This is a genomic window from Streptomyces sp. NBC_00435 (assembly GCF_036014235.1).
Classification (GTDB): Bacteria; Actinomycetota; Actinomycetes; order Streptomycetales; family Streptomycetaceae; genus Streptomyces.
Map to the genome: position 1 here is coordinate 3,884,723 of NZ_CP107924.1, position 18,834 is coordinate 3,903,556.

The window sequence follows — 18,834 nt, forward strand, 5'->3', positions numbered from 1 at the left end:
TCCCGGCCGGCTACGCCGGGCGGCCCTTCGGCCTGCGCAGCCCCGCCGCCGTCAGCCGCCGGACCAGTTCCTTGCTGCCGATCTCGACCGCGCCCGCGCCCACCGCGTCCGCGTAGCGCTGCGCGGGCACGTCGTAGTGGTCGCGCTCGAACGCCTTCGGGGGGCAGCCGATCGACGCCGCGAAGGCGTGCAGTTCCTCGAACGAGACGTCGCTGACCAGGTGGGACCACATGCGGCCGTGGCCCGGCCAGTCCGGCGGGTCGATGTACACCGTCACCGGCGGCTCATTCGTCGTACCCGGCGCCCGCACTGGCTCCGGGGCCCAGTACGGATCCGAGGCCGCCCACCGGCGCCACCCGCACGCCGGCCTCCGAGCACACCCACATCGGGTCCGGTCCGAGCTCGGGCTCCACGTCCAGCGCGTGCGGCTCGCCGTGGTTGCAGACCGGGCAGAGCGGCCAGCGCCCGTGCTTCTGCAGCAGCGCGTCCTTCACGTCCTGGGCGACGAGTCCGGCGAGGTAGTCGGCCCCCTCCGGCCACTGCTCCACCCACCACCGGCGGTGCGTGACCGAGTCCTCGACGAGGGAGACGACATCGGCCTCGGCGACCTCGCCCGCGACGAGATCGGCGATTACCAGGGCGCGTGCGGCGTGCAGCGCCTGTTCCAGGGGGGTCGCGTGGTCCATGGAGACATTGTGGACCCGGACGGGCCAAGTGGCGAAGGTCCTCCTCGCGGCCCGCATGCGCACCCTTGCGCCAGTGCCTTGTGGCGTCTTGACGTTCCCGCACTGCTGAAAATAGATTTCAGGGGTGAGCAAGAACGTGAAAGAAACCTTCAGCGGCCCGGCCGGAACCGTCACCACCCCCGTGCCTCCCGTCCCGGCCCCCGCCGCCCTGCGGGCCCGCGTCCGCGGCCTCGGCCCCTCGATGACCCGCTCCATGCACGCCGTCGCCGAAGCCGTCGCCGAGGACCCCGCCGGCTGCGCCGCGCTCACCGTCAGCGATCTGGCCGCCCGTACCGGCACCAGCGAGGCCACCGTCGTCCGTACCGCCCGCCTCCTCGGCTACTCCGGCTACCGCGACCTGCGCCTCGCGCTCGCCGCGCTCGCCGCCCAGCAGGAGTCCGGCGCGGCGCCCGCCGTCACCGTGGACATAGCGGTCGACGACTCCCTCGCGGACGTCGTCGCCAAGCTGGCCCGCGAGGAGGCGCAGACCCTCGCCGACACCGCCGCCGGCCTCGACGCCGCCGCCCTCGGCTCGGCCGTCACCGCCCTCGTCGGCGCCCGCCGCATCGAGATCTACGGCGTGGGCGCCTCCGGCCTCGTCGCCCAGGACCTCGCCCAGAAGCTGTCGCGCATCGGCCTCATCGCCCACGCGCACCACGACCCGCACCTGGCCGTCACCAACGCCGTCACGCTCCGCCCCGGCGACGTGGCCGTCGCCATCACCCACTCCGGCGGCACCGGTGACGTCATCGAGCCCCTGCGGGTCGCCTTCGAACGCGGCGCCACCACCCTCGCGCTCACCAGCCGCCCCAACGCCCCCGTCGTCCACTACGCCGACCTCGTGCTGGCCACCTCCGCCGCCCGCGAGACCCAGCTGCGCCCGGCCGCCATGTCGAGCCGCACCAGCCAGCTCCTCGTCGTCGACTGCCTCTTCGTCGGCGTAGCCCAGCAGACCTACGAGACCGCGGCGCCCGCGCTCGCGGCCTCGTACGAGGCGCTCGTGCCCCGCCGCCAGACCCCCGTACCCACCGCCAAGCGCAACAGCACCACCCGCTAGCAGTTCAGGAGCCCCCACTCATGACCGCGTACGCCGAACTCCGCGCCCAGCTCGCCACCCTGACCACCGAGGCCTTCCGCCCCGAACTGGCCGAGATCGACCGGCTCCCCACCCTGGAGATCGCCCGCCTGATGAACGCCGAGGACGCCACCGTCCCGGCCGCCGTCGCGGGCGAGCTGGAGACGATCGCCGCCGCCATCGACGGGATCGCCGAGCGGATGGCCCGCGGCGGGCGCCTGATCTACGCGGGCGCCGGCACCGCCGGCCGGATGGGCGTACTGGACGCCAGCGAGTGCCCGCCCACCTTCAACACCGACCCCTCCGAGGTCGTCGGCCTGATCGCGGGCGGCCCGTCCGCCATGGTCAAGGCCGTCGAAGGCGCCGAGGACTCCAGGGAACTGGCCGCCGGAGACCTGAGGGCGCTGGCCCTGACCGCCGACGACACCGTCATCGGGATCTCCGCCTCCGGCCGCACCCCCTACGCGATCGGCGCCGTCGAGTTCGCCCGCGACCGCGGCGCGCTCACCGTCGGCCTGTCCTGCAACGCCGGCTCCGCGCTCGCCGCCGCCGCCGACCACGGCATCGAGGTGGTCGTCGGCCCCGAGCTGCTCACCGGGTCCACCCGCCTGAAGGCCGGCACCGCGCAGAAGCTCGTGCTCAACCTCATCTCGACCCTCACGATGATCCGGCTCGGCAAGACGTACGGAAACCTGATGGTCGACATGCGCTCCTCCAACGAGAAGCTGCGCGCCCGCGCCCGCCGCATCGTCTCCCTGGCGACCGGCGCCCCCGACGAGGAGATCGAGGCCGCGCTCACCGCCTCCGGCGGCGAGGTCAAGCAGGCCATCCTCGTCGTCCTCGGCGGCGTCGACGGTCCCACGGCCGGTGAACTTCTCACCGCCTCCAAGGGCCACCTCCGGGCCGCCCTCGCCCGCACCGCCACCGCCCGCTGACCCCCACCGCTATCCACCACCGCTGACCCCGAGCAGCAAGGCGAACACCAAGATGTCCACTGACAAGAACCGCGCCACAGCCGCCGCGATCCTTCCTCTGGTCGGCGGTCCGGACAACGTCGTCTCCATCGCGCACTGCATGACGCGCCTGCGCATCACCCTGCGCGACCGCTCGCTCGTCCAGGACGAGGCCCTCAAAGCCCTGCCCGCCGTGATGGGCGTCGTCGAGGACGACACCTACCAGATCGTGCTGGGACCGGGCACCGTCGCCCGCGTCACCCCCGAGTTCGAGGCCCTCGTGGCGGAAGCCCGCTCGGCGGCGCCGGCCGTCGCGGTCCCGGCCGGCGCCGTGTCCGGCGCCGGGCACGGCGCCGACGAGCTCGCCGCCCAGGGCGCGGCCATCAAGAACGCGCAGAAGGCGAAGAACTCCACCCCCTTCAAGCTGTTCCTGCGCCGCATCGCGAACATCTTCGTCCCGCTGATCCCGGCCCTGATCGGCTGCGGCATCATCGCCGGCCTCAACGGGTTCATCACCAACATGGGCTGGCTGCCGGCCGTCGTCCCGGCGCTCGCCGCGATGGCCTCCGGATTCATGTCCCTGATCGCCGTGTTCGTCGGCTACAACACGGCCAAGGAGTTCGGCGGCACGGCGATCCTCGGCGGCGCCGTCGCCGCGATCATCGTCTTCCCCGGCGTCGCGAAGATCGACGCCTTCGGCCAGCACCTCTCCCCCGGACAGGGCGGCGTACTCGGCGCCCTGGCGGCCGCGCTGCTCGCGGTCCAGGTGGAGAAGTGGTGCCGCAAGTGGGTCCCGGAGGCGCTGGACGTCCTGGTCACCCCCACCCTCACGGTCCTGATCTCCGGCCTGGTCACGATCTTCGGCCTGATGTTCGTCGCCGGCGAGGTCTCCTCCGCCATCGGTACCTTCGCCACCTGGCTGCTCGCCACCGGCGGCGCCTTCGCGGGCCTGGTCCTCGGCGGCCTCTTCCTCCCCCTGGTCATGCTGGGCCTGCACCAGGCCCTGATCCCCATCCACACCACCCTGATCGAGCAGACCGGCTACACGGTGCTGCTGCCCATCCTCGCCATGGCCGGCGCGGGCCAGGTCGGCGCGGCCGTCGCGGTCTACTACAAGCTCCCGCGCAACCGCTCGATCCGCGCCACCATCAGGTCCGCGCTCCCGGCCGGCTTCCTCGGAGTCGGGGAGCCCCTGATCTACGGCGTCTCGCTGCCCCTGGGCCGCCCCTTCATCACCGCCTGCATCGGCGGCGCCGCGGGCGGAGCCTTCGTGGGCCTCTTCAACCAGCTGGGCACCGCCTTCGGATCCACCGCCATCGGCCCCTCGGGCTGGGCGCTGTTCCCGCTGCTCGACGGCAAGTCCGGCATGGGAATGACCATCGCGATCTACGCGGGCGGCCTGGCCGTCGGCTACCTCGTCGGCTTCGCCGCCACGTACTTCTTCGGCTTCACGCGGCAGATGCTGACCGACTTCAACACCGGCCCGGACGACGACGCGGCGGCCGTCGCGGAGCCCGCGTCCGCGGCACCCGCCGCCCCGGCCGAGCCCGCGGGCCCGGCGCCGGTACCCGTGGGCGGCTGACCCCCGGGCACCCGCCCCGTACGGACGAAGGCTCCCGGCCGGTGTGGTCCACCGGCCGGGAGCCTTCGTACGTACTCGCGCGGCCTCCGCGCTCACGCGGCCTCGTGTCAGGCGCAGTTGGACGGAGCCGGACGGCCCGCGAAGCGGTCCGCGATCCAGCTCAGGTACTGCGACTCCGCGACGTTCGGGATCGTCTGGTGCGTCGCACCCTGGTACTTCGTGTACTCGACCGGCTTGTTGAAGCGGCAGGCCCGCTTCACGTACTCGTCGGTGGAGTTCGGGTTGATGACGGTGTCCGCCGTCCCCTGCATCACCAGGATCGGAGCCACCGAGGTGACCAGGCCCGCGGTGTTCTCGCGGAAGCGCTGGTGCCAGACCTCCGGGACCACCGACAGCGGCTGGAACAGGGTGTCGAGCTGACCGACGTTGCCCACGTTGTTCTGGATCACGTCGGCGAGGTGCTCGATGCACATCACCCCGTCACCGCGCAGCGCCTCCAGGCCGGCCGGCTTCAGCACGTCCTCGGCCTTCAGGTCGGGGTAGGCCGCCAGGAAGCCCCGGTAGACGTTGACGCGCAGCGCCGCGTTGTGGGAGGGCGAGGTGGCGTCCGTCGGGCCGGGCAGCACCAGGCCGCGGAAGTCCGGTCCCAGGTTGGCGGCGGGCGCCAGCGCCGCGATGCCGACCAGCTCGGTCTCCGGGGTGTACGCCTTGTAGTTCTGGGCGATGAACGCCGCCGCGCCGCCACCCTGCGACCAGCCCAGGACGGCCGCCTTGTCGTTCGCGTGGGCCTCGGTGATCTGGCGGGCCGCGCGGACCGAGTCCAGGACGTTGTTGGTCTCCGTGACGGCGACCGTGTACTGGTGCACGCCCGGCGTGCCCAGCCCCTGGTAGTCCGTCCCGACCACGACGTCACCGGAGTCGAGGAACTGCGTCAGCGCCGGCACGCCGACGTCGATGCCCCACGGGCTGTCGTACGTGTAGTAGCCGACCAGGTCGGTGGCCGGGTTCGGCACCGCGGAGGGCGCGCACTGGCGCGGTCCGCCCACGGTCCCGTGGGCCCAGGCCACGACGTTGCGGCCCTGGCGGGGCGCGGGGGCGTCGGGCCAGGCCACGATGCCCGAGACGGCCACCGGGGTGCCGCTCTGGAGCGTCGAGAGGTACAGGATCCGGCAGGCGCGCGCACCGTCGGGGGAGTCGACGCGACGGGCCCAGATCAGGTCACCGTGATCGCCGTCCGGCAGCGGCGACGGCGGGTCGTAGAACTTCTCGCCCGCCGGCCCGATCGGCACGCCCGGGGCGCACAGGCCCTTGCCGCCCTTGCCTCCGTCCGGGTTCGTGCTCGCAGTGGAGGTCGTTCCGCAGCCCAGCGCGAGGATCGCGGCCAGACCGGCCGCGGCGATCGCCGAAAGCCGTCGTCTCATCTCTTCGTCCATTCACTCGGTGCCGGACCAGAGAGTAGGGACAAAGGTATAGAATGTCACCGACTGTGACGTTCCATCACATATGTGTCGCAGGGTGGGGCCGTAGCCGGCCCGAGCAGGGCTGCATCATGATCCGATGACCGACTCGATACCGGCCGTCGTCCCCGCGGGCCGGATGGCCGCACTCGCCCAGCCGACGTACGCCCTGCCCGGCGGAATGCTGCTGCGCCCCTGGGAACCCCACGACGCCCCCGCGCTCGTGGCCTCGTACGCCGACCCGGACATCCGCCACTGGAACCGACCCGACCACCTCACCGAGGACCGGGCCGTCACCCGCATCGCCCGCTGGCGCGAGCGCTGGCACACCGAACGCGCGGCGGTCTGGGCCGTGGCGGCCGCCGAGAACACCGTGGCGGTCGGCCTGATCGGCCTCGCCGACTTCGACCTGCGCGGCGGCAGCGCCGAGATCATGTACTGGCTGCTCCCCGCCGGGCGCGGCGCCGGAGCCACGACCGAGGGCGTGTCCGCCGTGACCCGCTGGGCCTTCGAGGACCTGGGCCTGCACCGACTGCGCCTCACCCACTCGGTGGCGAACCCCGCCTCCTGCCGCGTCGCCCTGAAGGCCGGATACCCCCTGGAGGGCACCATGCGCGGCGCCCTCCTCCACACGGACGGCTGGCACGACGAACACCTCCACGCGCGCCTGCGCACGGACTGAGCGCAGCGACCGTCACACCATCGAGCTGGCCGGCGCACGAAGCGGTGCGCAGCGTGCGCGCGAACTTCCCCTCGCGGCGCGGTGATTCCTTGTCCATGTTTCCCCCCGGCCACGAGCCCAGCCAGCCAGCCAGGCGCGGAGGGGCCGCTGCCGAAGGGGCCTGCCTACCTCGATGCGGAGATCTTCGTGCGGACCGGGTCCCAGCACTGGACGCCCTTCAGGTCGGGCATCCGGTCGCGGGTGAAGACCGGCTCCAGGCCGGCCCGGCGCTGGGCGAGGTAGTCGTCCAGGAGGCGGAAGGCGATCGCCGACAGCGGGATGATCGCGGCGAGGTTGATCAGGGCCATGAGGCCCATGAACAGGTCGGCCAGGTTCCAGACGATCGACACCGAGCCGAGGGAGCCCAGGACGACCGCCGACAGGACCAACACCCGGTAGCCCGGCAGGACCCAGCGCTTGCGGGTGATGAACTGGATGTTGGTCTCGCCGTAGTAGTAGTTCCCGATCATGCTGCTGAAGGCGAGCATGAAGACCACGACGGTCAGCAGGTGCCCGGCCCAGGAGCCCAGCGTGTCGCTCAGCGCCGTCTGTGTCAGGTCCGCACCCTGGCGGCCCGACAGCTCCGGGTTGGTGACCAGGACGATGAAGGCCGTCATCGTGCAGACGAGCAGCGTGTCGAAGAAGACGCCCAGGGACTGCACGAGGCCCTGCTTGACGGGGTGCGAGACTTCGGCGGCCGCGCCCGCGTTCGGGGCCGAGCCGAGGCCCGCCTCGTTGGAGAACATGCCGCGCCGGATGCCCTGCTGGATGGCCGCGCCGATGCCGCCGGCCGCCAGCTCGCGGAAGCCGAAGGCGCCGCCGACGATGTCCGCGACGACCCGCGGGAACTCGGTGATGTTGAGGAGTACCACCGTCGCGCCCAGCAGCAGGTAGACGATCGCCATGACCGGCACCAGGACGGTGGTGACGGACGAGATCCGCTTGACGCCCCCGAAGACGGCCAGGCCCAGCAGGGCGGCCAGCAGTACGCCGAGCGCCGGGCCGAACCAGTTCGCACCGTCCGCGTCCGCAAGCGAGCCTGCGGCGACGGAGGTGATGGTGTTGGCCTGCACCGCGTTGAAGACGAAACCGAAGGTGACGGTGATCGTCACCGCGAAGAGCACCCCGAGCCAGCGTTTACCGAGCGCGCGCTGCATGTAGTACGCCGGGCCGCCCCGGTAGGCGCCGGTGGAGTTGCGCACCTTGTAGAGCTGGGCGAGCGCCGATTCCACGAAGGCGGAGGCGGCGCCGATCAGTGCCATCATCCACATCCAGAAGACCGCGCCCGCGCCGCCCAGGGTGATGGCGGCGGCGACACCGGCGATGTTGCCGGTGCCCACACGCGCCGCGGCGGAGATGGTGAACGCGCCGAAGGACGAGACCTGCTTGCGGCCGTCGGCGCGCGGCGGGGTCTTCTCCTTCACCACCCGGAACATCTCGGGAAGCAGGCGCAGCTGCACACCCCGGGACCGGACCGTGAAGTACAGGCCGGCACCGACCACCAGCGGAATCAGCAGGTAGGTCCACAGGTGATCGTTCGCGTTGACGATCATCGAGTCCAGAGTGTCCATGCTGCGAAGTCTCCCCGGGGCGGAAGGCCCACCGACAGGGACCTACGTCCGTCGCCGCAGGGCCGGAAGGCCCGCGCCGCGCGCCCTTCGCCCCGTTCTGCCCGCTGGCCACCCGCGACTCCCGGTCGGCCCCGACTCCCGGTCACCCTCGACTCCCGGTCACCCCCGGAGCCCGTGCCGCCCGGCCCAGTCGCGTACCGCCGCCGCGATCAGCAGCGGGTGGTCCTCGGGCGTGTGGTGCCCGGCGGCCACCTCGTCGTGCCGGGCCAGCTCCAGAGCCGCGACGTGTCCCACGCACCAGTCGACGGCCTCCGGCCCCTGCATGGCCCCCGGTCCCGGGGCGAAGGTCAGCAGCAGCTTGGGTACCTCCGGGCTCGCCGCGAGCCACTCGCCCTACGCCGCCACGCGGGCCACCACCTCCGCGGGCTCCCCGCCCAGCGGCATCGAGCGCGCCCACTGGAGCAGCGGGCGCCGGCTCTCCCGGGTCGGGTAAGGAGCCCGGTACGCGTCCAGGTCCCGCGGGTCGAAGGGGAGGGCCACGGTCCCGGGCAGCACCTGCTCGATGAAGGCGTTCTCGTCGAGGACCATGGCTTCCCCGACACCGGGCTTCTTGATCGCCCGGAACAGCTCGCGGCCGCCTTCCGGGAACTCCTCCCAGCCCATCGGCTTGAGGATGGTTTCGGTGAAGGCGATCCCACGTACCCGCCCCGGATGCCGGGCCGCCCAGTCGAAGGCGAGCGCGCCACCCCAGTCGTGCCCGACCAGCACCACCTCCTCGAGGCCGAGCGCGTCGAACCAGGCGTCGAGGTAGCGGGCGTGGTCGGCGAAGGCGTAGTCGATGGCGGGCTTGCCCGAGTCCCCCATGCCGATCAGGTCCGGCGCGAGCAGCCGGCCGGCGCCGCCGACGGCGGGGAGGACCTCCCGCCAGAGGTGGGAGGAGGTGGGGTTCCCGTGCAGGAAGACCATCGGCACACCGGCTCCGGTGCCGCCGCCGGCCTCCCGGTAGTGGATCGTCGAATCGAGTACGGGCTGTACGGGCACGGCTGCTGCTCCTTCGGAGAGGTACGGGGACGCGCGACGGGTGACGGGTGACGGGGCAGGGACTGGGGCGGGGCCGGGCCCGTCAGCGGAAGGCCGGGGCCGCGCGGTGCGCCCAGTCGGCGAAGGGGCGGGGGGCCCGGCCGAGGATCCGCTCCACGGCCGGGCTCACCGCCAGTTCGGCGGCGACGGGCGCTCCGAGGATCGACAGGGTGCCCTCGACCGCGGGCTCGGGCATGAAGGTCAGCATCCGCGCCCGCGCCTCGCCGGGGCTCTGCTCCACGAACCGCACCGGCGCGCCGATCGCCTCCGCGATCGCCCCGGCCCGCTCGCGCGGGGTGACCGGGGCGGGCCCCGTCAGGTCGTACGTGCTCCCCGCGTGCCCGGTGCCCCGCAGCACGGCCGCCGCCACTTCGGCCACGTCCGCCGGGTCGACCGTGGGCAGCCCGACGTCCCCGAAGGGCGCGGCCGCCGTGCGGTGGGTACGGATCGACTCGGCCCAGGCGAAGGCGTTGGAGTCGAGCCCGCCCGAGCGCAGGACCGTCCACTCCAGGCCGGAGCTCCGGACGGCCTCCTCGAAGGCGGCCGGGTGCCGGTACAGCTCGGGCCGGGTGCCGACGCCCTGCGAGGACAGCAGCACGACCCGTCGTACGCCGTTCGCCGCGGCCAGTTCGAGGACCGCCTGCGGGTCCTCGCCGGCGACGAGCAGGAACAGGGCCTCGGCCCCTTCGAGCGCGGGCCGCAGGCTCCGCGGCTCCGCGAGGTCGGCCCGGTGGTGGCGGACCCCGGCGGGCAGGGCCTGCTCCGGTGCCCGGCGGGAGACGGCGGCCACCCGTTCCCCCGCCGCCGCGAGGATCCGTACGAGCTCGCTGCCGACGTTTCCGGTCGCACCCGTGATGACGAACATGTGAGACTCCCACCCCGTTGGAGTGAGTTAGCCAACTGACTAACTCCTGGGGCGACCATAGCCCGCCGGGCGGCGCCCCGTCTACACTTAGTCAGGTGACTCACTCAGAATCCGCGGAACCTGCCGACCCCACCGCTCCCACCGCACCCGCCGGGCGGCGCGGGGGCAAGCGCGAACGGCTCGCCGCGGCTGCGGCCCAGGTCCTGCACGAGCAGGGCATGGAGAAGACGACGATCGCCGACATCGCGCGGGCGGCCGACGTCCCGCTCGGCAACGTCTACTACTACTTCAAGACCAAGGACCAGCTGGTCGAGGCCGCCATCAGCGCCCACGGGCAGAGCCTGGCCGGCCTGATCACCGCCCTCGACGCACTCCCCACGCCCCAGGACCGCCTGAAGGCCCTCCTGGCCGGCTGGGTCGACCAGCGCGAGCTCACCGCCCGCTACGGCTGCCCCACCGGCTCCCTCGCCTCCGAGCTCGACAAGCGCGACGACGGCCTCGAGCAGGCGCTGGCCAAGGTCATGCGGGTGCTGCTCGACTGGGCGGAGCAGCAGTTCCGCGCACTGGGCCGGACGGCGGACGCCCGTGAGCTCGCGGTCGCCCTGATCGCCTCCTACCAGGGCATCTCGCTGCTCACGAACACCTTCCGCGACCCGGAACTGATGGCCTCGGAGGGCCGTCGCCTGGAGCGCTGGATCGACTCCCTGACCCCCTGAGGCGCGGGCTCCCGAGGCGTGACCAGATCGGCTTCGCCCGTCCCGGTGGAAGCCGGGGAGGTCGGTGCGGGAAGAGGCGCTCGCCCTCGCCGTGCCCGGATCCGCCTACGGGCGCCCCCGGCCACACCCCGCCCGACGACACGGACCAGTGGGTGACCGTCTACGAGGGCGCCGGCCGCGACAGGCCCTGGCCGCGAGCGGCCGCGATGAAGGCGCGGATCAGGTCCGGGGACTTCACCCCGCGCTCGCTCTCCACCCCGCTGGACACGTCCACGCCCCAGGCGCCCGTCACCCCGAGGGCCTCCCGCACGTTCCCCGGCGTCAGCCCGCCGGCCAGCAGCCACCGGCCCCCGGGCGCGGCGAACTCCGCCGAGCCCCAGTTCCACGGCTTGCCGGAGCCGGGGTCCGGCGCGTCGATCAGCAGCAGGTCCTCGCCGTACTCCCCGCAGCGCTTCACGTGCTCCGCGGTCGCCCGCAGCAGGGTGCGGCCCTCGGCGCGCAGCGCCGCGAAGTCCTCCGGCCCCTCCTCGCCGTGCAGCTGCACGGCGAGTACGCCGCTCTCCTCGGTGAACCGCCGCACCTCCTCGACGGACTGCCCCCGGAACACCCCCACGGTGAGCACCCCTTCCGGCACCCCGGCGACCAGCCCCCGCGCGGTGGCGGCGTCGACGGTCCGCGGACTGCCGGGCGCGAACACGAACCCGACGGCGTCGGCCCCGGCGGCCACGGCCACGTCGACGTCGTGCGCGGTCCTGAGCCCGCAGATCTTGATGAACACGTCGCTCACGTCAGTCATGCCAGCAGTCAACCAAACCCCGCCGGTCCGCAGGGACGCGTCCCACAGGCCGGGCACGTCACCACCGCCTTCCGGAACGCCCGAGGGCGGCACCCCCATTGGGGGTGCCGCCCTCGGAACGTGAAGAGAACAGCCGATCAACCCTCAGGTCGATCAGAAGTCCATGTCGCCGCCCGGCATGCCGCCGCCGGCAGCGGCACCGGCCTTCTCGGGCTTGTCGGCGATGACGGCCTCGGTGGTGAGGAAGAGGGCCGCGATCGACGCCGCGTTCTGCAGGGCAGAGCGGGTGACCTTCGCCGGGTCGATGATGCCCGACGCGATCATGTCGACGTACTCGCCGGTCGCGGCGTTCAGGCCCCAACCGATCTGCAGGTTGCGGACCTTCTCCACGACGACGCCACCCTCGAGACCACCGTTGACGGCGATCTGCTTGAGCGGGGCCTCCAGCGCGAGCTTGACGGCGTTGGCGCCGGTCGCCTCGTCGCCGGTGAGCTCGAGCTTCTCGAAGACCGAGGAGGCCTGCAGCAGGGCCACGCCGCCACCGGCGACGATGCCCTCTTCGACGGCCGCCTTCGCGTTGCGAACGGCGTCCTCGATGCGGTGCTTGCGCTCCTTGAGCTCGACCTCGGTCGCGGCGCCAGCCTTGATGACGGCCACGCCGCCGGCCAGCTTCGCGAGGCGCTCCTGGAGCTTCTCGCGGTCGTAGTCCGAGTCGGAGTTCTCGATCTCGGCGCGGATCTGGTTGACGCGACCGGCAACCTGGTCGCTGTCACCGGAGCCGTCGACGATGGTGGTCTCGTCCTTGGTGATGACGACCTTGCGGGCGCGGCCGAGCAGGTCGAGACCGGCGTTCTCCAGCTTGAGGCCGACCTCCTCGGAGATGACCGTGCCGCCCGTGAGGATGGCGATGTCACCGAGCATGGCCTTGCGGCGGTCACCGAAGCCCGGGGCCTTGACGGCGACGGACTTGAAGGTGCCACGGATCTTGTTGACGACCAGGGTCGACAGGGCCTCGCCCTCGACGTCCTCGGCGATGATCAGCAGCGGCTTGCCGGACTGCATGACCTTCTCGAGGAGCGGCAGCAGGTCCTTGACCGAGCCGATCTTCGAGTTGACGATCAGGATGTACGGGTCGTCGAGGGACGACTCCATGCGCTCCATGTCGGTGGCGAAGTACGCCGAGATGTAGCCCTTGTCGAAGCGCATGCCCTCGGTGAGCTCGAGCTCCAGGCCGAAGGTCTGCGACTCCTCGACCGTGATGACGCCTTCCTTGCCGACCTTGTCCATGGCCTCGGCGATGAGCTCGCCGATCTGGGTGTCGGCGGCGGAGATGGAGGCCGTCGAAGCGATCTGCTCCTTGGTCTCGACATCCTTGGCCTGCGCCAGCAGGGCGGCGGAGACGGCCTCGACGGCCTTCTCGATACCGCGCTTGAGGGCCATCGGGTTCGCACCCGCGGCCACGTTGCGCAGGCCCTCGCGGACGAGCGCCTGGGCGAGAACGGTGGCGGTGGTCGTACCGTCGCCGGCGACGTCGTCCGTCTTCTTGGCGACTTCCTTGACCAGCTCGGCGCCGATCTTCTCGTACGGGTCCTCGAGCTCGATCTCCTTGGCGATGGACACACCATCGTTGGTGATCGTGGGGGCGCCCCACTTCTTCTCAAGGACGACGTTGCGACCCTTGGGGCCAAGGGTGACCTTGACGGCGTCGGCGAGCTGGTTCATCCCACGCTCGAGGCCGCGGCGGGCCTCCTCGTCGAACGCAATGATCTTGGCCATCTGAAGTGGTCCTCCCGGACAGCGGTGGATTGCTCCCGGACCGCGCCCGCGCCCGCGACGGACGGCCTGCGTGCCCGGCGGTTCCTTCCCACCGGACCCTGCGGGCCTCACCGACCCGGTCCTCGTTTAGTAGCACTCTCACCAGGAGAGTGCTAACGCCAATGATTAGCACTCGACCCCTCCGAGTGCAAGCGGCTTCGGGCAACCCGGGAGGAACACCCAGGCGCCGCAAGGGCCCCCGAGCCGCCACGCACGAGGGGCCCGCATCCCGTGTCCAGGATGTGGGCCCCTCGTACACATGCCGTTGTGCCGCGGTGCGCGGCCGCCTTGCGTGGCCGCGTACGTGTCGGTGGTCGATCGCGGTCGGACTAGCCGGCGGCGAGCTTGACCATGTCCGCCTGCGGACCCTTCTGGCCCTGCGAGATCTCGAACTCGACCCGCTGACCCTCTTCAAGGGTGCGGTACCCGTCCATCTGGATGGCGCTGTAGTGGACGAACACATCCGCACCACCGTCGACCGCGATGAAGCCGTAGCCCTTCTCCGCGTTGAACCACTTGACGGTGCCCTGAGCCATGCCTAACTCCCCTATTACTGGCCCTTGCGCAGGACCGCACTTCGCGGTCCCGGGTCAGAACTTGCGCCGGAACGCCTCGACCGGGGCTGAATGTATCCGCACCGCTGCTGTCTGCAACAGGTCATTCCGACGAGAATTCTGGACACGTCAAAAGATTGAAATAGGGTGAAAATCAGGAATATTCCCGGGCAACTCGGGCCGGACAAAACGCGCCAACGCCCCATACGCCACTCGCATGTTGACTCAATGTCAACCCTCTCGCGGCCCGCTCATATGCGGCGGGCAAGAACAGCGGAGGGGACTTCCCCAACTCTACCGCGCCCAATCAAACAGAATTGCCCCCTCCGGTTATTACCGGAGGGGGCAATTCAGCGTTCGGGGCGAAGCGGGCCGGATGTCAGCAGCCGCCCGCGACGGCGGGGATGATCGAGATGCCCGCGCCGTCCGGGGTGGACGTCTGCAGCCCGCCCTCGAAGCGCACGTCGTCGTCGTTGACGTAGACGTTCACGAAGCGGCGCAGCTTGCCCTGGTCGTCCAGGACGCGCGCGGCGATGCCCGGGTGGCTCTTCTCCAGGGACTCGATGACCTCGGCGAGGGTCGTGCCCTCGGCGGGGACCTCGGCCTTGCCGCCGGTGTAGGTGCGCAGGATGGTGGGGATGCGGACGTTGACGCTCATGGCGCTACTGCCTTTCCGGTGTGCAGGGAGGGAGATCAGGCCAGGTTGGCGGCGCGGAACGCGTCCAGGCTCGGGCGGATGGTGGCGGTCTGGCCGCTGTCGGCGGCCACCGCCTCCAGGGTCTTGAGGCCGTCACCGGTGTTCAGGATCACGGTGGTCAGCGAGGGGTCGAGCTGGCCGTTCTCCACGAGCTTCTTCGTCACGCCGACGGTCACGCCGCCCGCGGTCTCGGCGAAGATGCCCTCGGTCTGCGCGAGGATCTTGATGGCCTCGACGACCTGCTCGTCGTTGACGTCCTCGACGAAGCCGCCGGTGCGGCGCGCGATGTCCAGGACGTACGGACCGTCCGCCGGGTTGCCGATGGCCAGCGACTTGGCGATGGTGTTCGGCTTCTGCGGGCGGACCACCTCGTGACCGGCCTTGAAGGCGGTCGAGACGGGCGAGCAGCCCTCGGCCTGGGCGCCGAAGATCTTGTACGGCTTGTCCTCGACGAGGCCGAGCTTGATCAGCTCCTGCAGACCCTTGTCGATCTTCGTCAGCTGCGAGCCGGACGCGATCGGGATGACGATCTGGTCGGGCAGCTGCCAGCCGAGCTGCTCGCAGATCTCGTACGCCAGGGTCTTGGAACCCTCGCCGTAGTACGGGCGCAGGTTGACGTTGACGAAGCCCCAGCCCTCGCCCAGCGGGTCACCGATGAGCTCGGAGCAGAAGCGGTTGACGTCGTCGTAGTTGCCCTCGATGCCGACCAGGTCGCCACCGTAGACACCGGCCATGACGACCTTGCCCTGCTCCAGGTCGTGCGGGATGAAGACGCAGGAGCGGAAGCCGGCGCGGGCGGCCGCGGCGCCGACGGCGCCGGCCAGGTTGCCGGTGGAGGAGCAGGAGAGGGTGGTGAAACCGAAGGCGCGGGCGGCCTCGACGGCGATGGCCACGACGCGGTCCTTGAAGGAGTGCGTCGGGTTGCCGGAGTCGTCCTTGACGTACAGCTTGCCGGTGAAGCCGAGCTCCTTGGCCAGGTTGGCCGCGTCCACGAGCTTGGTGAAGCCCGGGTTCAGGCTCGGCTTGGAGGCCACGTCCGCCGGGACGGGCAGGAGCGGGGCGTAGCGCCAGATGTTGTTGGGGCCGGCCTCGATCGCGGCACGCAGGGCTTCGGGGTCGCCGAGCGGCAGATCGTAGGCGACTTCGAGCGGTCCGAAACATTCGGCGCAGGCGAAGATCGGGCCGAGCTCGAAACGGGTACCGCACTCACGACAGGAAAGGCCGGTGGCGGGACCGAGATCGACAGAAGCGCCGGAAGCGGCGGATTCGGCAGAGGTTGAGACAGTCTGTGCAGCCATGATGGCGAGGCCCTTTCTCCTCATCTTCCCCATGGCGCACTTCGCCATGAGACGGAATTGGCACCTTCCCTAGCCGGGGACCTCGCTGACGTCGCTGGTGTGCGCGATCGCGAGAACCGACTGGAGGGTTGCCGGGGCTTCAACGGGCCGTGTCCCTCTGCCCCTCTGGATGAGCGGTATGGCACCGGGCAACGCGCTCTGGAGCGCACCCGGGCGTTTGTACGCGGGCCCCCCGGCATGCGGCGGGCCTTTGCGTTGTTCAAGACTGTAACCGAAGCCCCGGGTGGTTGAGACAGCCGTCCGAACCGCGAGATGGATCATATTTCGGCCGAAACCGCCGGTGGTCCACGGATCGACAGAGGAGTTCCGAAGGTGCTGGAAGAGGTGGAGCGCTGGCTGGCAGACCGCTCCTGGTCCGCCGCCGACCGACCGCTCGACCAGTTGCTTTCCGCCAAAAGGGCAGCCGGTACGACGGTCAGCGTGGTGTTGCCCGCGCTGAACGAGGAGGCCACGGTCGGGGACATCGTCGAAGTGATCCGGCGCGATCTGATCGAGGGCCCCCCGGTCCCCCTCGTCGACGAACTGGTGGTGATCGACTCGGGCTCCACCGACCGCACCGCCGAGGTGGCGGCCAAGGCCGGCGCCCGGGTGGTGCACCGCGACGAGATCCTGCCGCGCATCCCCGCCGTGCCCGGCAAGGGCGAGGTGCTGTGGCGCTCGCTGCTGGCCACCTCCGGCGACGTCGTCTGCTTCGTCGACGCCGATCTGCGGGACTTCTCCGCCTCCTTCGTCTCCGGGATCGTCGGCCCGCTGCTGACCGATCCGCACGTGCAGTTCGTCAAGGCGATGTACGACCGCCCGCTGGGGGACACTCCCGGCCAGGGCGGCCGGGTCACCGAGCTGGTGGCCCGCCCGCTGCTCAACCTCCACTGGCCCCAGCTGGCCGGCTTCGTCCAGCCGCTGGGCGGCGAGTACGCCGTACGCCGCGAGCTGCTGGAGCGGCTGCCGTTCCCCGTCGGCTACGGCGTCGAGCTGGGCCTGCTGGTGGACGCGCTGCACACGGTCGGGCTGGACGCGCTGGCCCAGGTGGACGTGGGCGTACGGCTGCACCGGCACCAGGACGGCCAGGCGCTGGGACGGATGGCCGCGGCGATCTACCGCACGGCGCTGCTGCGGCTCTCGCGCGGCCACCTCGTACGCCCCGAGCTGACGCAGTTCGAGCGCGGCCCGGAGGGATTCGTAGCGCACACCCACCCCGTGGACACCGTGGAGCGGCCGCCGATGCGGGACGTCGAGGAGTACGCGCGCCGCCGGGTGGCGTGAGCGCGGGCGCCGCCGGGCCCGGCGCAGTGGTGTTCCTCCCACTGCGCCGGACACGCGGGAACCGACGTTTGACCGGGCGCGGGGCGGGCTAGGTTCGCCGCATGGCTTCCCAGGTGCTCGTCGCCGCGAACCGCGGCCCGCTCTCGTACGTCCTCGCCCCGGACGGCACGCTCAGTGCCCGCCGGGGCGGCGGCGGCCTCGTTTCCGGCCTCTCCGCCGCCCTCGCGCAGCAGCCGGGGGCCGTGTGGATCTGCGCGGCACTGTCGGACGCGGACCGGGAGGCGGTACGGCGGGGCGTGGCCGAGCCGGGCGTACGGATGCTCGACATCGACCCGGAGGTCTACGACGACGCGTACAACGGCATCGCGAACTCGGTGCTGTGGTTCCTGCACCACCACCTGTACGACATCCCGCGCGAGCCCGTCTTCGACGCGGAGTTCCGGCGGCGGTGGCAGTCGTACGTCACGTACAACGAGGCCTTCGCGGCGGCCCTGGCAGAGGAGGCGGCGCAGGGTGCGACGGTCCTGATCCAGGACTACCACCTGGCGCTGGCCCCGGGTCGGCTGCGCGAGCTGCGCCCGGACCTGCGGATCGGGCACTTCACGCACACGCCGTGGGCCTCGCCGGAGTTCCTGCGCATGCTCCCGGGCGACATCCGCGGGCAGCTGCTGTGGGGGATGCTCGGCGCGGACCAGGTCGGCTTCCACACCGGGGAGTGGGGCGCCAACTTCATCCGGGGCGCGGACCTCGACGACGCGAACGGCTGCGCGAGCGGTGTCTTCGGGACCGGCAGTCGGCGCGGGGTGGAGCACCGCCGGTACGCCGCGGACGGGAGCGGGCTGGCGGAGCGCCGGTTCACGGAGATGGCCCGCTACCCGCTGGGCGTGGACGGGGACGAGCTGCGGGCGCTGGCGCACCGGCCCGAGGTGGACGCGAAGCTGGCGGCGCTGCGGGAGCAGACGCACGGCCTGAAGACGATCGTCCGGGTGGACCGCACGGAACTGTCGAAGAACATCCTGCGCGGCCTGCTGGCCTACCGGGAGCTGCTGACGGTCCACCCCGAATGGCGCGGCAAGGTGGTCCACCTGGCCTCCGCCTACCCCTCCCGGCAGGACCTGACGGTGTACCGGGAGTACACCCGGGCGGTGGCCGAGCTCGCGGACTCGGTCAACGCGGAGTTCGGGACGCCGGACTGGCAGCCGGTCCTGGTCTCCGTCGAGGACGACTTCGCGCGGTCGCTGGCGGCGTACCGGCTGGCGGACGTGGCGCTGGTCAATCCGGTGCGGGACGGGATGAACCTGGTGGCGAAGGAGATCCCGGTGGTGTCGGAGGCGGGCTGCGTGCTGGTGCTGTCCACGGGGGCGGGGGCGTACCAGGAGCTCCGCGAGGACGCGCTGACGGTGAACCCGTACGACGTCACGGAGACGGCACAGGCCCTGCACACGGCCCTGTCCATGCCGGCCGCCGAACGCGCGGACCGCACGAAGCGCCTGGCCGCGGCGGCCACCGCACTGCCCCCGGCCGCATGGCTCACCGCCCAGCTGGACGCACTGCGCAGCACCTGACCGCTCCCGGGAGCGTCGCCGCTCCCGGGGGCCGGCCCCGC

The 18,834-nt window shown here is 71.6% G+C and carries 17 protein-coding genes, 1 pseudogene and 1 riboswitch; of the genes and pseudogenes, 7 read left to right on the top strand and 11 right to left on the bottom strand.

Going from position 1 to position 18,834, the window contains the following annotated elements:
• Positions 1–10: 10 nt before the first annotated feature.
• Both OG389_RS17720 and OG389_RS17725 read right to left on the bottom strand, forming a co-directional pair.
• Entirely contained in the window at positions 11–277 is a 267-nt protein-coding gene (locus OG389_RS17720) for a DUF4031 domain-containing protein (RefSeq protein ID WP_328299471.1), read from the bottom strand.
• Between the two features lie 7 nt (positions 278–284).
• On the bottom strand, positions 285–686 hold the full coding sequence (locus OG389_RS17725) for a hypothetical protein (protein ID WP_328299472.1): 402 nt from the start codon (positions 684–686) through the stop codon (positions 285–287).
• Between the two features lie 124 nt (positions 687–810).
• Here OG389_RS17725 and OG389_RS17730 point away from each other — a divergent pair, with 124 nt between their 5' ends.
• The 3 genes from OG389_RS17730 to OG389_RS17740 are packed head-to-tail and all read left to right on the top strand — an operon-like array spanning position 811 to position 4,335.
• Entirely contained in the window at positions 811–1,782 is a 972-nt protein-coding gene (locus OG389_RS17730) for a MurR/RpiR family transcriptional regulator (RefSeq protein ID WP_328299473.1), read from the top strand.
• 20 nt (positions 1,783–1,802) lie between these two features.
• Entirely contained in the window at positions 1,803–2,735 is a 933-nt protein-coding gene (gene murQ / locus OG389_RS17735; protein WP_328299474.1) for an N-acetylmuramic acid 6-phosphate etherase, read from the top strand.
• A gap of 52 nt (positions 2,736–2,787) precedes the next feature.
• Positions 2,788–4,335 carry a PTS transporter subunit EIIC gene (locus tag OG389_RS17740; protein WP_328299475.1) on the top strand — a complete coding sequence of 516 codons (1,548 nt, stop codon included), beginning with the start codon at positions 2,788–2,790 and terminating at the stop codon, positions 4,333–4,335.
• A gap of 107 nt (positions 4,336–4,442) precedes the next feature.
• Here OG389_RS17740 and OG389_RS17745 read toward each other — a convergent pair whose 3' ends face one another.
• A complete protein-coding gene (locus OG389_RS17745) occupies positions 4,443–5,756 on the bottom strand; it encodes a lipase family protein (RefSeq protein ID WP_328299476.1) in 1,314 nt (437 codons plus the stop codon).
• A 136-nt stretch (positions 5,757–5,892) separates the two neighbouring features.
• Between OG389_RS17745 and OG389_RS17750 the strand changes: the two genes are divergently transcribed.
• A complete protein-coding gene (locus OG389_RS17750; protein ID WP_328299477.1) occupies positions 5,893–6,474 on the top strand; it encodes a GNAT family N-acetyltransferase in 582 nt (193 codons plus the stop codon).
• Between the two features lie 164 nt (positions 6,475–6,638).
• Here the strand turns inward: OG389_RS17750 and OG389_RS17755 are convergent, their stop codons facing one another.
• From OG389_RS17755 to OG389_RS17765, 3 genes and pseudogenes are all read right to left on the bottom strand, one after another.
• On the bottom strand, positions 6,639–8,084 hold the full coding sequence (locus OG389_RS17755) for an alanine/glycine:cation symporter family protein (protein WP_328299478.1): 1,446 nt from the start codon (positions 8,082–8,084) through the stop codon (positions 6,639–6,641).
• 159 nt (positions 8,085–8,243) lie between these two features.
• Positions 8,244–9,125, bottom strand: a pseudogene (locus OG389_RS17760) (haloalkane dehalogenase).
• Between the two features lie 82 nt (positions 9,126–9,207).
• The gene (locus OG389_RS17765; protein WP_328299479.1) at positions 9,208–10,029 is read right to left on the bottom strand and encodes an SDR family oxidoreductase; all 822 of its coding nucleotides are present in this window, start codon (positions 10,027–10,029) and stop codon (positions 9,208–9,210) included.
• 95 nt (positions 10,030–10,124) lie between these two features.
• Between OG389_RS17765 and OG389_RS17770 the strand changes: the two genes are divergently transcribed.
• On the top strand, positions 10,125–10,745 hold the full coding sequence (locus tag OG389_RS17770; protein ID WP_328299480.1) for a TetR/AcrR family transcriptional regulator: 621 nt from the start codon (positions 10,125–10,127) through the stop codon (positions 10,743–10,745).
• Positions 10,746–10,905: 160 nt separating this feature from the next.
• On the opposite strand, the gene OG389_RS17775 is transcribed toward OG389_RS17770, so the two are convergent.
• The 5 genes from OG389_RS17775 to thrC all read right to left on the bottom strand — a co-directional run bounded on the left by OG389_RS17775 (position 10,906) and on the right by thrC (position 15,905).
• Positions 10,906–11,541 carry a phosphoribosylanthranilate isomerase gene (locus tag OG389_RS17775; RefSeq protein WP_328299481.1) on the bottom strand — a complete coding sequence of 212 codons (636 nt, stop codon included), beginning with the start codon at positions 11,539–11,541 and terminating at the stop codon, positions 10,906–10,908.
• A 153-nt stretch (positions 11,542–11,694) separates the two neighbouring features.
• Entirely contained in the window at positions 11,695–13,317 is a 1,623-nt protein-coding gene (gene groL, locus OG389_RS17780) for a chaperonin GroEL (protein WP_328299482.1), read from the bottom strand.
• Between the two features lie 368 nt (positions 13,318–13,685).
• Positions 13,686–13,892, bottom strand: a complete 207-nt coding sequence (locus OG389_RS17785; RefSeq protein ID WP_008743607.1) for a cold-shock protein — start codon at positions 13,890–13,892, stop codon at positions 13,686–13,688.
• A 397-nt stretch (positions 13,893–14,289) separates the two neighbouring features.
• On the bottom strand, positions 14,290–14,568 hold the full coding sequence (locus OG389_RS17790) for a MoaD/ThiS family protein (RefSeq protein WP_328299483.1): 279 nt from the start codon (positions 14,566–14,568) through the stop codon (positions 14,290–14,292).
• Between the two features lie 35 nt (positions 14,569–14,603).
• Positions 14,604–15,905 carry a threonine synthase gene (gene thrC, locus OG389_RS17795; protein WP_328299484.1) on the bottom strand — a complete coding sequence of 434 codons (1,302 nt, stop codon included), beginning with the start codon at positions 15,903–15,905 and terminating at the stop codon, positions 14,604–14,606.
• Between the two features lie 17 nt (positions 15,906–15,922).
• A riboswitch (SAM riboswitch) is annotated at positions 15,923–16,081 on the bottom strand.
• A 196-nt stretch (positions 16,082–16,277) separates the two neighbouring features.
• On the opposite strand from thrC, the gene OG389_RS17800 reads away from it, so the two are divergent.
• Entirely contained in the window at positions 16,278–17,228 is a 951-nt protein-coding gene (locus OG389_RS17800; RefSeq protein WP_328299485.1) for a glucosyl-3-phosphoglycerate synthase, read from the top strand.
• Positions 17,229–17,329: 101 nt separating this feature from the next.
• On the top strand, positions 17,330–18,793 hold the full coding sequence (locus OG389_RS17805) for an alpha,alpha-trehalose-phosphate synthase (UDP-forming) (RefSeq protein WP_328299486.1): 1,464 nt from the start codon (positions 17,330–17,332) through the stop codon (positions 18,791–18,793).
• Positions 18,794–18,834 lie beyond the last annotated feature (41 nt).

Excerpts from the sequence above, each read along its gene's own strand:
- OG389_RS17725 (WP_328299472.1), bottom strand. The coding sequence starts at position 686 with ATGGACCACGCGACCCCCCTGGAACAGGCGCTGCACGCCGCACGCGCC.
- murQ (WP_328299474.1), top strand. The coding sequence starts at position 1,803 with ATGACCGCGTACGCCGAACTCCGCGCCCAGCTCGCCACCCTGACCACC.
- OG389_RS17740 (WP_328299475.1), top strand. The coding sequence starts at position 2,788 with ATGTCCACTGACAAGAACCGCGCCACAGCCGCCGCGATCCTTCCTCTG.
- OG389_RS17745 (WP_328299476.1), bottom strand. The coding sequence starts at position 5,756 with ATGAGACGACGGCTTTCGGCGATCGCCGCGGCCGGTCTGGCCGCGATC.
- OG389_RS17750 (WP_328299477.1), top strand. The coding sequence starts at position 5,893 with ATGACCGACTCGATACCGGCCGTCGTCCCCGCGGGCCGGATGGCCGCA.
- OG389_RS17755 (WP_328299478.1), bottom strand. The coding sequence starts at position 8,084 with ATGGACACTCTGGACTCGATGATCGTCAACGCGAACGATCACCTGTGG.
- OG389_RS17765 (WP_328299479.1), bottom strand. The coding sequence starts at position 10,029 with ATGTTCGTCATCACGGGTGCGACCGGAAACGTCGGCAGCGAGCTCGTA.
- OG389_RS17775 (WP_328299481.1), bottom strand. The coding sequence starts at position 11,541 with ATGACTGACGTGAGCGACGTGTTCATCAAGATCTGCGGGCTCAGGACC.
- groL (WP_328299482.1), bottom strand. The coding sequence starts at position 13,317 with ATGGCCAAGATCATTGCGTTCGACGAGGAGGCCCGCCGCGGCCTCGAG.
- OG389_RS17785 (WP_008743607.1), bottom strand. The coding sequence starts at position 13,892 with ATGGCTCAGGGCACCGTCAAGTGGTTCAACGCGGAGAAGGGCTACGGC.
- OG389_RS17790 (WP_328299483.1), bottom strand. The coding sequence starts at position 14,568 with ATGAGCGTCAACGTCCGCATCCCCACCATCCTGCGCACCTACACCGGC.
- thrC (WP_328299484.1), bottom strand. The coding sequence starts at position 15,905 with ATGGCTGCACAGACTGTCTCAACCTCTGCCGAATCCGCCGCTTCCGGC.
- OG389_RS17805 (WP_328299486.1), top strand. The coding sequence starts at position 17,330 with ATGGCTTCCCAGGTGCTCGTCGCCGCGAACCGCGGCCCGCTCTCGTAC.